This is a genomic window from Geobacillus sp. GHH01 (genome assembly GCF_000336445.1).
GTDB classification, from domain to species: domain Bacteria; phylum Bacillota; class Bacilli; order Bacillales; family Anoxybacillaceae; genus Geobacillus; species Geobacillus zalihae.
The window spans coordinates 3533765-3547880 of record NC_020210.1 but is presented as its reverse complement, the minus strand read 5'-3'; the positions used below and the strand labels follow the sequence as shown (position 1 = coordinate 3547880).

Genomic DNA, 14116 nt, shown 5'->3' with positions numbered 1-14116 from the left:
AATGAAAACGATAAGGGGGTTAGGAACATACGCTCCCAACCCCCATTGGAACTCAAGGTCGACATGCCGATTGCGACGATGTTCTGCACGCGCCGCCGTCCTGCGTCAGCGCGTCACTTCGCGTCATCAAGTTCAATGCGCGCGAGCGGCTGTTTCGCCGGTCCTTCGATAACATCGCCATCGATCGAGAAGCGCGAGCCATGACATGGGCAGTCCCATGTCCGGTCGCCGCTGTTCCACTCCAGCTCGCAACCCATATGGGTGCACGTCGTGTCGACGACATGGAGCACCCCGGCTTCGTCCTTATAGGCGCCAGCCCGCTTTCCGTTGACCGAGACAACCGCCCCTTCGCCATGCGTCAAATCTTGCGGCCGGCGGACAACCGGTTCGATCTTTCCCTCCAGCAAATGTTTGGCGACGTCAAGGTTTGTCGTGAAAAACTGCTTCATGCTTGGATCAGCGTAAAAGCGCGACGGGGAGTACAAGTCGCGGTATCGGTTGTCGCGGTCGAGGATGAGGTCAGACAAAAGCATCCCGGCGACCGTCCCGTTCGTCATCCCCCACTTCCGGTACCCTGTCGCGACATAAATGTTTGGCGTCCCTGCCGTCATCGGGCCGATGTACGGCACGTTGTCCAGCGTCGTCAAATCTTGGGCGGACCAACGGTAACGGATGTCGTTCACCGTAAACAGCTGCGAAGCGAACGAGGACAGCGCCTCGTAATGACGCATCGTCGGCACGCCTTGGCCGGTTTTATGGTTTTCGCCGCCAATTAGGATAAGCGTCTCGCTGCCTGCCGCTGCGGAGCGGATCGAGCGTTTCGGTTCATCGGCGCTTAAATACATGCCGCCCGGGTACGGTTCAGTGATCGTCACTCCCAATACGTACGACCGTTCAGCGTACATGCGCGAAAAGTAAAACCCGCCGTCGTAAAACGGAAAGTGAGAACAGACGGCGACATGGTCGCACTCAACCCGTTTTTTGTCTCGCGTAATGACTGTCATCCTTTTTCCTTGTTCAATATCCGCCGCTGGTGTGTGTTCGTAAATGGCGCTGCCAGCCTGTGTGATCGAATCGACGAGTTTGGCCAAATATTTGAGCGGATGAAATTGCGCCTGCCTCTTCATCACGACCGCTGCCGCCACCGGCAGCGGGAGCGGGATCGACTCAACGAAGGCGCCGTCAATGCCGAGCCGTTCGTACGCTTCCCATTCTTTCACTAGTTTTTGGAAAGAAGAGGAAGACATCGTATAAATATAGGCATCTTGCTCGCAAAAGTCGCAGTCTATTTGTTGTTCTTCGATCGTGCGGCGGATAAACTGGAGTGCGTCCATGCAGGCGTCATAATAGAGTCGCGCCTTTTCTGCACCGAAATGGTTGAGAAATTCATCATAGACGAGATCGTGCTGGGCGGTGATTTTCGCTGTCGTATGGCCGGTCGTGCCGTTCAGGAGCCGGTCGGCTTCCAGAAGGGCGACGCGCGCCCCTTGCGCCGACAACAAATACGCTGTTGTAATCCCGGAAATGCCGCCGCCGATGACTGCGACGTCGGCGGAAATGTCCGCATCGAGCTTCGGAAACGACGGAAGCGAAACGGAGTCGCGCCAGTAAGGCTCTACGGTGGAAGGAAGGGACGACATGATGACCTCCTCCTTGCATGTCAATGTTGTCTTCTGTAGTTTTCCTTTTATCGGGCGAACTATTCCACATATCCACAACCGTTTTCTTTTTTTGGCAACTATCCGCAAGGAGAAGGAAAGATGGTACAATAGAAAAAGAGAATCAAACTGTTTTGCAAAAATAACGTCAAAGGAAGATCGGGAGTGAATAAATATACAAATTCGTTTCATGAACGCCCCCATGCGCTGGCAGACAGCCTGATTTTAGAGCATTACAGCTTAAGTGAGCTCAATTTCGAGACCGTCAGCCATTACCGCGAGCGGTTTGCTCAGGTGAAACCGGGCCATCCGTGGAACGGGCTCGAGACAAAAGAATTTTTATACAAAATCGGCGCGTGGGGCAAGCTGCGCGACAGCAGCAAAGAAGGGCTGACGCTCGCGGGATTGTTGATGTTCAGTGAGGAGCGGATCATCACCGAGGTGCTGCCGCAATACTTTTTGGAATATCGAGAGCACACTGACGGTGAAGCGGCAGGATGGACGAAGCGGTTCACATCACAAGACGGCACATGGTCGGGCAACATTTATGATTTTTATTTTCGCGTGTTGGCTGAGCTGGAGCGTCACGTTTGGTCGGATGAAGGGCGCGCTCTGCTTGGCGAGGCGCTTGCGAATGCCATCGTTCATGCCGATTATGGGGAGGAAGGCGGCATCACCGTCGAAAAAGAGGATCGTTCATTTCGCTTTGCCAACCCGGGACGGTTTCGCATCCCGATTGAAGCGGCAATGGCGGGGCATACGAGCAATTTGCGCAACCCGAATATTTTTAAAATGTTTTTGCTGATCGACGTATGCAAACGCGCGGGATCGGGCCTCAAGCGAATGTGCGATATGCAGGAACAGGCGCTTGCTTGCCCGATCGATATCTCGCAGCAAACGAATCCAGACCGTACAATCGTTGTGTTGTGTCCGCTGCAATTTCCAGCTGAAATTAGCGCAACAATGGAAACAGAACCGGCTGGACAGCTGGAACAGTCGGAACCCGAATGGCTGGATCCGGACAGCGGACAGGAAACCGAGAGCTTCATAACTAACGAACTAAACTTCGTAAGTATAGACACCAACTCCGTCAACAACGAAGAAAACTCCGTAAATATAACCAAAAACTCCGTAAACATCGGGTCGAACTCCATAAAAAATGAGTCTGACTCCGTAAATAGAACGTCGATCTCTATAAATAAAGAGTTGAAGTTCGTAAATAGCTTGCTTAGCTCCGTAAACAACGACATCAGTATGCATGACAGCAACGAAAAAGGGGAAACGATCGACGAACGGCTATGGAAGATGGCAGAATTGGCACGGCGAAAAAAACGGTTGGCTCCAGCGGTCATGGAACAATTGATCGTTCGGTTATGCCGCGAGCGGCCGCTGCGTCTGAAAGAGCTGGCAGAGCTGCTCGAACGGACGCCGGATGGATTGCGCAACAATTATTTAGGAAAGCTGTTGGAGGAAGGGAAAATCCGCTTAAAATACCCGGATCAGCCGAATCATCCGCGCCAAGCCTACATAGCGGTTGATGAATGAAAGGATTGGAGGGTGAAAGCGAGTCATGATCCAAACGGAAATAGACCGATCGGAAGGATGGGGTCTGCGATTGCACATTTCCTGCTTTTTGTTTTAGAAAGAGGGTGTCCCGCAAGGATGGGGACACCCTCTCTTTTGATCGGACTTGTCATCCAGCTTGCTTTTCTTCGGCTTGGCCATGCTGGCGACGATGCATTCCTTTGGCGAAGTATACTGCCGTCAAAAGCAGCAGCCAGGCTGGGCCGATGATCAAAGCGATGCGCGTATCCGGGAAATACGCCATTAGGGCGGCAACGCCGATCAAAAAGGCAAGCGACACGTATGAGCTGTATGGATAAAGCGGAAGTTTGAACGTGAGACGTTGTGCTTGTTCCGCGCTCAACTGTTTGCGGAATTTCAGCTGGGACAGCAAAATGACCGCCCACGTCCAAATGGCGCCGAATGTGGCGATGCTTGTCACCCATTGGAACACTTTTTCCGATACGTAGTTCAAATATACGCCGACAAGCATGACAAGCGCAGTGGCGATCAAGGCCGCGCCCGGAATGCCGCGCTTTGTCAGCCGACCGAATGCGCTCGGCGCTTCTTGCTGTTCAGCAAGGTTAAACAGCTTGATAATAAATAATATTTTTTGAAAAAGTATTTTTGAAGCGCTTACATTATAATACTAACCGATAGATAAAGAGGTTGTAAATGAGCAATGTTTTCAAGTTATTATATATTTAATAATCTGAATAGTATTTAAAAATACATGAATTGCCTTGGCATCCTGTCATTTTGTACAATGGGAAACACAGAATACGCTAGGCTTGGAAAGGGGGATGCGTTGTGGAAGAACGGGAAGCGACATCATTTTTGGAACAGCTGCGGCAAGAAGGGCTGATCACCGAATCGACGCGTCCGGTTTGGGAAATGATTTTGCCAAGGCGGCTTCGGCGGATGTATGAGGTTTTGAATGAGCGCACCCGCTATATTACCGTCTTGATCGAAGCGGTCGATGACCCGCATAACCAAGCGGCGGTGCTGCGGACGGCGGAAGCGTTTGGCGTTCAAGACGTTCATATCGTGACGGGAAAGGCGCCGTTTTCGCCGAACCGGCTTGTGACGCGCTATGCCGATCAGTGGCTGACGCTCCACCATAAGCCAGATATCAAAACGGCCATTGCCGATTTGAAAAGTCAAGGGTATCAAGTGTATGCAAGCTATCTTGGTGAGGAGACGATTCCGGTTTCCGACATCGATCTGTCCCAACCGACAGCGCTGTTGTTTGGCAACGAGCATAGCGGCGTGTCGGAAGAGGCGCTCCGCTTGGCGGACGGAACGTTTGTCATTCCGATGTACGGCTTTGTGCAAAGCTTTAACATTTCCGTCGCCGCTGCGTTAGCGCTCTATGATGTCACCGAGCGGGCGCGCCGCCAGGCCGGCCGACACTACTATTTATTGCCTGGAGAGAAAAAGGCGTTGTATGAACAATGGATGTGGCAAACGTTAAACCCACGCATTCGCAAACAGTTGCAGCAACAAGGATATGCCATTCAAACGAACGAAGGACAGCTGGGTTCTTTTTCATAAAGAATTCAGCTGTCTTGTTTTATGGCGGGCTTTTCCGCAACTCTCCTTTCTCATCAATATTTCCCTAAACGAGGAAAACAAGTGGCGATTTGTTGAACAATGATTGAACAGTTTGTGACAAATGTTTTGCTGATTTATGAACTTTTTCGCTCATTCGTTTCAAACATTTTCAATTTTGATATGGTAGAGACAAAAGAAAATGCATGGAAGGCCCCGAAATGGTTGGGGCAGAAGAGGGAGGACCGATAGCGATGAAACGGGCGAGATGGCGCGCGGTGCTGGTTTTGCCGTTTTTGTTTTTGCTTGGGGGCTGCGTGGAGCGCACGGCCGTGCTCAATCCGCAAGGGCCGGTGGCGCGCATGCAGTATGATTTGATCATGTGGTCTGTCGGCTTTATGTTGTTCATTATTGTTGTTGTATTTACGTTGTTTGCCGTTTTTCTCATTCGTTATCGCGAGAAGCCGGAAAATGCCGGCTATGAGCCGCCGGATGAGGAAGGAAACACGTTGCTTGAAGTCGTCTGGACGGCCATTCCGATTTTGATTGTCGCTGCGCTCGCTGTTCCAACAGTGAAGGCGACGTTTGCGTTGGAAAAGCCGCCGACCGAGAACGTGAAACCGATCACGATTCATGTGACGGCGGCGAACTGGAAATGGATTTTCAGCTATCCGGAAGAAAACATTGAAACGGTCAACTACGTCCATATTCCGGCCGGTGTGCCGGTCAAATTCAAGCTCACGTCCGTCGGACCGATGAATTCGTTTTGGGTGCCGGAGCTAGGCGGACAAAAATATGCGATGGACGGCATGGAGACAGAGCTGATTTTACAAGCTGATAAACCAGGATCGTATATGGGGCGGAGCGCCAACTTTTCCGGGGAAAAGTTCGCACATATGGAATTTGAGGTTGTCGCCCAAACGGGAACGGACTTCCGCAAATGGATAAATGAAGTGAAACAAACCGCCCCGAAGCTCGATGAGGAAAAATACACACAAATTTTAAAACCGGGGCTTGTTGGGCGAATGACGTTTTCGAACACCCACTTGCAATGGATTGACCATGCGAAACAGAACAGCCATCATGGAGATGGAAAGCCAATGAAAAATGACGATCAACATGATGAAACGATGACAAACGGTCACCATCATGGGGAGTAGGAAAGGAGGAGCGAAAGATGAAATGGAGCGAGTTTTTCGTAACCGGAGAGCCGCTCATTTACGCGGCTGATGTCGCGATCGTTTTAACGATAATCGGCATTGTGTTCGTCTTGACGTATTTTAAAAAATGGAAATGGCTGTGGAACGAATGGCTCACTACCGTCGACCATAAAAAAATCGGCGTCATGTACATTATTTGCGCAGTTTTGATGCTCTTCCGCGGCGGCGTCGATGCGCTTTTGATGCGGGCGCAGCTGACGGCTCCGAATATGAAATTTCTTGATGCCCAGCACTACAATGAAATTTTTACGACGCACGGGACGATTATGATTTTGTTTATGGCGATGCCGTTCATCATCGGCTTGATGAACATCGTCGTTCCGCTGCAAATTGGGGCGCGCGACGTCGCGTTTCCATATTTGAATGCGTTAAGCTTTTGGCTCTTTTTCTTCGGTGCGTTGCTGTTTAACATTTCATTCGTCATCGGCGGATCGCCGGATGCCGGTTGGACGGCGTACTTCCCGCTTGCCGGCAACGAATTCAGCCATGGCGTCGGCAACAACTATTACGCTGTCGCTTTACAAATTTCCGGGATCGGAACATTGATGACCGGGATCAACTTCCTTGTCACGATTTTAAAAATGCGCGCGCCGGGCATGACATTGATGCGCATGCCGATGTTTACGTGGACGATTCTCATTACGTGCGTGCTCATTATTTTCGCCTTCCCGGTATTGACCGTCGCCTTGGCATTAATGACGTTCGACCGCGTATTTGGCACGCAATTTTTCACGATGGCCAATGGCGGCATGTCGATGCTCTGGGCGAACTTGTTCTGGATTTGGGGCCATCCGGAAGTGTATATCGTCATTTTGCCGGCGTTCGGCATTTTCTCGGAAGTGGTCAGCACGTTTGCGCAGAAACGGCTGTTCGGTTATAAGGCGATGGTCGGTTCGATCGTGGGCATTGCGTTTTTAAGCTTTATCGTCTGGGTGCACCACTTCTTTACGATGGGCGCAGGGCCGGCAGTGAACTCTGCCTTCTCGATCACGACGATGGCGATCGCGATCCCGACCGGGGTGAAAATTTTCAACTGGCTGTTTACGATCCGAAAAGGGAAAATTCGTTTTACAACAGCGATGCTTTGGTCGCTGGCGTTTATTCCGAACTTTGTCATCGGCGGCGTGACAGGTGTGATGCTGGCAATGGCCGCGGCCGATTATCAATACCATAACAGCTATTTTCTCATCGCCCACTTCCATTACGTGTTGATCGCGGGTACGGTGTTCGCCTGCTTTGCTGGCTTGCATTACTGGTATCCGAAAATGTTTGGCCATATTTTAAACGAGCGGCTCGGCAAATGGACGTTTTGGCTGTTTATGATCGGGTTTAACGTCTGCTTCTTCCCGATGTATTTCCTCGGGTTGATGGGGATGACGCGCCGCATGTACACGTACTCGGCTGGTCTCGGCTGGACGCCGCTCAACGTCGTCGCGACGGTTGGGGCGGTTTTGATGGGCATCGGGTTCATTGTGCTTTGTTACAACATTTATTACAGCGCCCGCTACGGCGAGCGCGACATGACCGGCGACCCGTGGAACGGACGGACGCTTGAGTGGGCGACCGCGTCGCCGCCGGTGCATTACAATTTCCCGGTGACGCCGGTTGTCGAAGATGTGGACGCGTATTGGGTGATGAAGAAAAAGTATGGCGGCTTCCACGTGAAAGAAGAAGACTTGAAGCCGATCCATATGCCAAGCAACTCAGGACGCCCGTTTTGGATGTCGGTGGCGTTTTTCGTCGCCGGGTTCGGCCTTGTGTTCAAGTGGTTTGCGTTGGCTATCGTTGGTGCGTTGTTCATTGTGCTTGGATTGATTCTCCGCTCATTTGAAGACGATGATGGCTACCATATTCCGGTTGACGAAATCAAACGGATGGAACGAGCGGCGCGGAAGGGGGCGTGACGAATGGGAGAAGCTGCACATCGCTATGAGGAAACGGTGCCGCTGGAGTATCGGACGCAAGAAAGTCGGTTGAACATATTGGGTTTCTGGATTTTCCTCGGGGCGGAAGTCGCGCTGTTTGCGACGCTGTTTGCGACGTATCTCGTCTTGTTCCAACGGACCGGCTCGGGGCCGACGGCAGCGGAGCTGTTTGAGGTAAAAGACGTTTTGATCGAAACGTTGTTGCTGTTGACGAGCAGTTTCACATGTGGGTTGGCCATTTTTGAAATGCGCCGCGGCCGCATGAGCGGGCTGATTGCCTGGCTGCTCGTGACGCTTCTGCTTGGGGTGGGGTTTATTACGGTTGAAATTCGCGAGTTCATCCATTACGTCCATGAAGGAGCGACGATGCAGACGAGCGCATTTTTATCAAGCTTTTTCGTGCTCGTCGGCACGCACGGCGCCCACGTCAGTGTAGGAATTGGCTGGATGATTTTGATCATCATCCAGCTCCTCCAGCGCGGCTTTACGCCGAAAACGGCGCGCAAAGTGTTTATCGTCAGTTTGTATTGGCACTTTTTAGACGTCGTTTGGATTTTCATCTTCACGCTCGTCTATTTGTTAGGGATGGTGATCTAACATGGGCGCAAACAGCCATCGCGAATCATTTCCGTGGAAACATATCATTGGGTTTTTGTTGTCGCTCGTCTTGACGTTTGCGGCTCTTTGGGTGGCGCTCTCGTCTGGGCTGCCGCTTAAAGCCGTGATCGTCATCATCGTCTTGTTCGCGATCATCCAAGCGAGCTTGCAGCTGTTTATGTTCATGCATGTCAACGAAAGCGACAGCGGCCGCATTCAAACATTCAACATGGCGTACAGCTTCTTTATCGCCATTGTCGTTGTCGCCGGTTCGATTTGGGTGATGCAGTTTGTGTTGTAAAGCGAGGCTGGCCGGGGATTCGGCCGGCTTTTTATGTTCAGAAGGACTTTTGTGGTTGTCATAGATGCCTGAAATGGGGGAGCCGTTGACGGAACATTGAAGAGATGGGGAGGCAACATGGTTGCATTATAGGGGGCATGATATGTGCCTAAAAAAAAGTCGTCTTGCCTCGAACAGGCAAGACGACTTTTTACAGCACTTTTGATAAAAACGCTTTCGTCCGCTCATGCTGCGGGTGGTCGAACAAGTCTTCCGGCTTCCCTTCCTCGACAATGTAGCCGCCGTCCATAAACAGGACGCGGTCGCCGACTTCACGGGCAAAGCCCATCTCGTGGGTGACGACGACCATCGTCATCCCTTCATTGGCCAGCTGCTTCATGACCGAGAGCACTTCCCCGACCATTTCCGGGTCGAGCGCTGATGTCGGCTCGTCAAACAGCATGATTTTCGGTTCCATGGCGAGCGCCCGGGCGATGGCGACGCGCTGCGCCTGCCCACCGGAGAGGGAGTCCGGGTAGACATGCGCTTTGTCTTGCAGCCCGACTTTGGCGAGCAGCTCCATCGCCTTCGCTTCCGCTTTTTCACGCGGCCATTTCCGCACTTTCATCAGTGCCAGCGTGATATTGTTCAGCACCGTCATATGCGGAAACAAGTTAAAGCGCTGGAACACCATTCCGACTTCTTCCCGCACTTTATTTAAGTTCGTGTCTTTCGCCTTTAAATTAATGCCGTCAATAATAATTTCACCTTCATCGAAATCCTCAAGCAAGTTTAAACAGCGTAAAAACGTCGATTTTCCCGACCCCGATGGGCCGATGACGACCACGACTTCTCCTTCGCGAATATGGACATCGATTCCTTTTAAAACTTGGAGCGAACCGAACGATTTTTTCAGCTGGCGTACGTCAATCATTGGGTCGAATACTTCCTTTCAAGATAGTGTGACAGTTTGCTTAACGAAAGCGTTAAGAGCAAATAGATGAACGCCACTGTTAAATACGGCTCCCAAACGCGGTAATACTCACCCGCGGCCGCTTTCCCCCAATACATGATTTCCGGGGCGGCGATGACCATCCCAAGCGACGAATCTTTAATTAAGACGATAAACTCGTTCGCAAACGGCGGAATCATTCGCTTTAACGCCTGCGGCAAAATAATGTAGCGCATCGCCTGCGCATGCGTCATCCCAAGCGAGCGGGCCGCTTCCATTTGCCCTTTGTCGATCGACTGGATGCCGGCGCGGAAAATCTCGGCCACATACGCGGCCGAGTTGAGCGACAGCGAGACGGCCAGGGAAGCGACGGCATTTGGCTGGGCGAAAAAGAGCGGCATGGCGCCGAAATGGACGAGCAAAATTTGCACGACAAGCGGCGTACCGCGGAAAAAGTTAATGTACCACGAAAACGGCAAACGAATAATCGGGTTGGACGACATTTTGCCAAGGCCGATGAACAGGCCGAGAATGAGGCCGAACACGATGCCGGCTAATGATACGCCGATCGTTACGAGCAGCCCTTGCCAAAAGTAAGGGGCGTATTCAACAATAATATCAAAACGAAAATCCATCGATCTCACCTTTCTCTACGAAAAATGCGTAACTTGCGGGTAGTTACGCATTTTCTTTGTTCGCACGCTTATTGTTGTTTTAATCGATCAAGCTTCGGTTCTTTTCCAAACCATTTTTTATAGATTTCAGTGTATTTGCCGCTGTTGATGACGTTTTTTAATGCTTCGTCCACTTTTGCTTTCAATTCGCTGTTTTTTGGGAAGATCATACCATAATATTCTGAAGCGAAGTTTTTTGGATCCTCAATGACTTGCAGTTTTTTATTGGGATTGTTTTTCACGTATTCGTTCGCCACTGCATTGTCCGTGATAACAGCATCAACGCCGCCGTTTAGAAGCTCCATAATGGCAACGACTGTTGTTTCGAATTTTTTAATATGAGGGCCTTTCCCAAAAAGCTTTTCTGCTGCTTCTTGACCAGTTGTCGCATTTTGCACGCCGATCGTTTTCCCTTTTAAGTCAAGGGCGTTTTTCACCGGGCTGCCTTGTTTGACTAAGATGACTTGTGTTGCTTCAAAGTACGGAGCTGAGAAATCATAAGATTGTTTCCGCTCGTCCGTAATCGTAATGCCGGAAATGCCCATGTCGATTTCTTTGCTTTGCAGCGAAGCGAACAGCGGATCCCAGCCGATGTTTTTTAATTCATAATCCAAGCCGGCTTCTTTCATCACCGCATCCAAAAGGTCGGCGTCAAACCCAACAATTTTTCCTTTTTGCATATATTCAAATGGTGCAAACGCCGCGTCCGTCCCGACGGTGATTTTTTGCTTCCCTTCTTTTTCAGCGCCTGACGGAGAGCTTGTTTCTGTCGACTTGCCACAAGCGGCGAGCGCCATAAACAACGCAGCAACGACCGCTACGATCAAACCTTTCTTCATTTTTAACATCCTATAAAATCCCCCTTTGGAATCATTGTCGATGAACGATTATCATACTATCAATATTTTTGTTATTATGCAATAGGTTTTATAAAAATAATTGTTTGAACATTTTGGTACTGCCGTATAAATGGGGAAAAGGCGCATTTTTCAATGTTTTTCGCCACATTAACTGAAGGGCATATGGCTAATATCATTTCGTGTGCATTTTTATAAAATAATTTTTTATGTATAAAAAGACATAAACGATTGATTTTTAATTTACAGAATATTATACCAGAAAGAGGGTAGAGTTGGCAAAGGTTTTGTCAATTTGTTTATTATAGCGGTATGGAAAAATAAATACTATTGTGTAAATACTATCAATTTCGTTATGATGAAAGTGGTGACAAGACAGTAGAGGAAGGAGAGTCCATATGGTTTTATTTTCCGTCATTGTGTATTTAGTCGGCATGCTTTGGATTGGCTATTGGGCGTATAAACGGACGTCGAATTTGTCCGATTATATGCTTGGCGGCCGGACGCTCGGGCCGGCGGTGACGGCGCTCAGCGCCGGGGCTTCCGACATGAGCGGCTGGCTGCTCATGGGGCTGCCGGGGGCGATGTATGTCGATGGGGTGAGCGCCGCCTGGATCGTCATCGGCTTGACGCTTGGCGCTTATGCAAACTGGTTGTTTGTCGCGCCGCGCTTGCGCGTCTATACGGAAGTAGCGAACGACTCGATTACGATTCCGGAGTTTTTGGAAAACCGTTTCGGCGATGCGTCGAAATTGTTGCGGATGGCATCTGGGATTGTCATTATGGTCTTTTTTACGTTTTATGTCTCGTCCGGCCTCGTTTCGGGGGGCGTTCTGTTTGAAAACTCGTTTGGTGTCAGCTACCATACGGGCTTGTGGATCGTCGGCGGCGTTGTCGTCGCTTACACGCTGTTTGGCGGCTTTTTGGCCGTCAGCTGGACGGACTTTGTCCAAGGGACGATTATGTTCATCGCGTTGATTTTAGTGCCGGTCGTGACGCTGTTCCATACAGGCGGGCCGGTGGATACGATGGAGACGATTCGCGACATCGATCCCAACTTGTTGAATATATGGAAAGGAACAAGTTTTCTTGGCATCATTTCATTATTCGCCTGGGGGCTTGGGTATTTCGGCCAGCCGCACATTATCGTCCGCTTTATGGCCATTAAGTCGGTGAAAGAAATGAAAAGCGCCCGCCGCATCGGCATGGGTTGGATGATTTTCTCGGTTGTCGGAGCGATGTTGACCGGTCTTTTTGGAATCGCTTACTTTTCGCAGCGCGGCATGAAACTTGATGATCCGGAAACGGTGTTTATTCAACTCGGACACATTTTGTTCCATCCGATTATTACTGGGTTTTTGCTGGCGGCGATTTTAGCCGCGATTATGAGCACCATTTCATCCCAGCTGCTCGTCACCTCGAGCTCGCTGACCGAAGACTTGTATAAAGTCGTGTTCCGCCGCGCGGCTTCGGATAAGGAGCTTGTCTTCGTCGGGCGTTTGTCGGTGCTCCTTGTCGCCATTGTCGCGACAGCGCTGGCGTATACGAAAAACGACACGATTTTAAACTTGGTCGGCTATGCGTGGGCTGGGTTTGGCGCATCGTTTGGCCCCGTCATTTTGCTTAGCTTATGCTGGCGGCGGATGACGAAATGGGGGGCGCTCGCCGGCATGGTCGCCGGGGCATTGACGGTCATTCTTTGGACGCAATCCGCCTACTTAAAAGGGCTGTTGTATGAAATGATCCCCGGTTTTGCCGCCAGCTTGGCAGCGATTGTGATCGTCAGCTTGCTGACGAAGGAGCCAGAAGGGAAAGTAGCTGAACAATTTGATCGATTCAAGCAGTTGCTGTCCTAAAAATAGGCAAAAGGGTGTCCCCTTGCGCAGGGGCACCCTTTTTGTCGTTTAGGACTATTTCACTTGATTCCAATCCGGGTACAAGTCGATGCGCCGGTCGCGCCATGTCGCGACCGATCCTTTTTCCCGCACTTTGCGAAGAAGCGATAAGTCGAGGTCAGCCGTAATGACCATGTCGTCGTTGATCTCGCCGGCCGCAAGCACGCCGCCGGGTGGGAACGGGATGTCGTTGGGCGTGATGACGGCCGCTTGGCCGAAATTGGCGCGCATAAAGTCGACCGTCGGAAGCGACCCGACCGTGCCGGTCGTGACGACATACACTTCGTTTTCGATGGCCCGCGCGTGGCAGCAATACCGTACGCGGTAAAACCCGTGCCGGTCATCGGTGCACGACGGACAGAAGATGACGTCCGCCCCTTTCGCGCGCGCCAGGCGAACGATTTCCGGAAACTCGATGTCATAGCACGTCAAAATGGCGATCGTCGCTTTGTCCGTTTCAAACACATGCACGCCGTCGCCTGGAGCGATATTCCACTCGTTGACCTCAGTCGGGGTGATATGCAGCTTCGCCTGGCGATGGACCGTCCCGTCCGGCGCAAACAAATGGGCGACATTGTACAGCTTGCCGTTTTGGCGGATGACATGCGTGCCGCCGATCAAATACATGCCGGTGTCTTTAGCGAGCGACACAAACAGCTCGGTGTATTTTTCGGTATAATTCGGCAAGTCATCAATCGTCGCTTGCCGTCCGTCGTCAAGCGGAATCGAGAGCAGCTGGGTGGTGAAAAATTCCGGGAACAACACAAACTCAGCGTCAAACTCTTGCGCCGTTTTGACGTAATGCGTCACTTGCGCGGCAAATTCATCAAACGAACGGATGGTATGAAGATGATATTGGACAGCCGAGACGCGCAATGGCGGCACCTTCCTTTCTATTTCTATATGGCATCTATTTTAGCGCCATGCAAATCGTTTGGAGGCAT

General features: G+C 50.9%; 12 protein-coding genes and 1 pseudogene. 7 read left to right on the top strand and 6 right to left on the bottom strand.

Annotation, left to right across the window (positions count from 1 at the left end; translation table 11 throughout):
* Nucleotides 1-113: 113 nt before the first annotated feature.
* A complete protein-coding gene (locus tag GHH_RS17540) occupies nt 114-1640 on the bottom strand; it encodes an FAD-dependent oxidoreductase (protein WP_015376117.1) in 1527 nt (508 codons plus the stop codon).
* Between the two features lie 183 nt (nt 1641-1823).
* Between GHH_RS17540 and GHH_RS17530 the strand changes: the two genes are divergently transcribed.
* Nucleotides 1824-3203 carry an ATP-binding protein gene (locus GHH_RS17530; protein ID WP_015376116.1) on the top strand — a complete coding sequence of 460 codons (1380 nt, stop codon included), beginning with the start codon at nt 1824-1826 and terminating at the stop codon, nt 3201-3203.
* Between the two features lie 148 nt (nt 3204-3351).
* Here GHH_RS17530 and GHH_RS17525 read toward each other — a convergent pair.
* Nucleotides 3352-3813, bottom strand: a pseudogene (locus tag GHH_RS17525) (amino acid permease); the annotation flags it as partial.
* A gap of 218 nt (nt 3814-4031) precedes the next feature.
* On the opposite strand from GHH_RS17525, the gene GHH_RS17520 reads away from it, so the two are divergent.
* The 5 genes from GHH_RS17520 (at nt 4032) to qoxD (ending at nt 8815) form a co-directional block, all read left to right on the top strand.
* The gene (locus GHH_RS17520) at nt 4032-4775 is read left to right on the top strand and encodes an RNA methyltransferase (RefSeq protein WP_015376115.1); all 744 of its coding nucleotides are present in this window, start codon (nt 4032-4034) and stop codon (nt 4773-4775) included.
* A gap of 245 nt (nt 4776-5020) precedes the next feature.
* Nucleotides 5021-5932, top strand: a complete 912-nt coding sequence (qoxA, locus tag GHH_RS17515) for a cytochrome aa3 quinol oxidase subunit II (protein ID WP_371198503.1) — start codon at nt 5021-5023, stop codon at nt 5930-5932.
* A 17-nt stretch (nt 5933-5949) separates the two neighbouring features.
* Nucleotides 5950-7896 carry a cytochrome aa3 quinol oxidase subunit I gene (qoxB, locus tag GHH_RS17510; protein WP_015376113.1) on the top strand — a complete coding sequence of 649 codons (1947 nt, stop codon included), beginning with the start codon at nt 5950-5952 and terminating at the stop codon, nt 7894-7896.
* A 3-nt stretch (nt 7897-7899) separates the two neighbouring features.
* Complete coding sequence (gene qoxC, locus GHH_RS17505) at nt 7900-8514, top strand: cytochrome aa3 quinol oxidase subunit III (RefSeq protein ID WP_015376112.1); 615 nt, start codon at nt 7900-7902, stop codon at nt 8512-8514.
* Nucleotide 8515: 1 nt separating this feature from the next.
* Nucleotides 8516-8815 carry a cytochrome aa3 quinol oxidase subunit IV gene (qoxD, locus tag GHH_RS17500; RefSeq protein ID WP_015376111.1) on the top strand — a complete coding sequence of 100 codons (300 nt, stop codon included), beginning with the start codon at nt 8516-8518 and terminating at the stop codon, nt 8813-8815.
* A gap of 190 nt (nt 8816-9005) precedes the next feature.
* Here qoxD and GHH_RS17495 read toward each other — a convergent pair whose 3' ends face one another.
* From GHH_RS17495 to GHH_RS17485, 3 genes are all read right to left on the bottom strand, one after another.
* On the bottom strand, nt 9006-9728 hold the full coding sequence (locus tag GHH_RS17495) for an amino acid ABC transporter ATP-binding protein (protein WP_015376110.1): 723 nt from the start codon (nt 9726-9728) through the stop codon (nt 9006-9008).
* Entirely contained in the window at nt 9725-10381 is a 657-nt protein-coding gene (locus tag GHH_RS17490) for an amino acid ABC transporter permease (RefSeq protein ID WP_011232918.1), read from the bottom strand. The genes GHH_RS17495 and GHH_RS17490 overlap by 4 nt, the downstream gene beginning before the upstream one ends.
* 68 nt (nt 10382-10449) lie before the next feature.
* Nucleotides 10450-11268, bottom strand: a complete 819-nt coding sequence (locus tag GHH_RS17485; protein ID WP_015376109.1) for a basic amino acid ABC transporter substrate-binding protein — start codon at nt 11266-11268, stop codon at nt 10450-10452.
* A 407-nt stretch (nt 11269-11675) separates the two neighbouring features.
* Between GHH_RS17485 and putP the strand changes: the two genes are divergently transcribed.
* The gene (gene putP / locus GHH_RS17480; RefSeq protein WP_015376108.1) at nt 11676-13133 is read left to right on the top strand and encodes a sodium/proline symporter PutP; all 1458 of its coding nucleotides are present in this window, start codon (nt 11676-11678) and stop codon (nt 13131-13133) included.
* 54 nt (nt 13134-13187) lie between these two features.
* Here the strand turns inward: putP and GHH_RS17475 are convergent, their stop codons facing one another.
* Nucleotides 13188-14048, bottom strand: coding sequence for a carbon-nitrogen hydrolase family protein (locus tag GHH_RS17475; RefSeq protein ID WP_015376107.1), 861 nt, complete (start codon nt 14046-14048; stop codon nt 13188-13190).
* Nucleotides 14049-14116 lie beyond the last annotated feature (68 nt).

What these genes read in the sequence shown, in the direction of transcription:
- qoxD (WP_015376111.1), top strand. Translation starts at nt 8,516, where the DNA reads ATGGGCGCAAACAGCCATCGCGAATCATTTCCGTGGAAACATATCATT.
- GHH_RS17495 (WP_015376110.1), bottom strand. Translation starts at nt 9,728, where the DNA reads ATGATTGACGTACGCCAGCTGAAAAAATCGTTCGGTTCGCTCCAAGTT.
- GHH_RS17485 (WP_015376109.1), bottom strand. Translation starts at nt 11,268, where the DNA reads ATGTTAAAAATGAAGAAAGGTTTGATCGTAGCGGTCGTTGCTGCGTTG.
- GHH_RS17490 (WP_011232918.1), bottom strand. Translation starts at nt 10,381, where the DNA reads ATGGATTTTCGTTTTGATATTATTGTTGAATACGCCCCTTACTTTTGG.
- qoxB (WP_015376113.1), top strand. Translation starts at nt 5,950, where the DNA reads ATGAAATGGAGCGAGTTTTTCGTAACCGGAGAGCCGCTCATTTACGCG.
- qoxC (WP_015376112.1), top strand. Translation starts at nt 7,900, where the DNA reads ATGGGAGAAGCTGCACATCGCTATGAGGAAACGGTGCCGCTGGAGTAT.
- putP (WP_015376108.1), top strand. Translation starts at nt 11,676, where the DNA reads ATGGTTTTATTTTCCGTCATTGTGTATTTAGTCGGCATGCTTTGGATT.
- GHH_RS17540 (WP_015376117.1), bottom strand. Translation starts at nt 1,640, where the DNA reads ATGTCGTCCCTTCCTTCCACCGTAGAGCCTTACTGGCGCGACTCCGTT.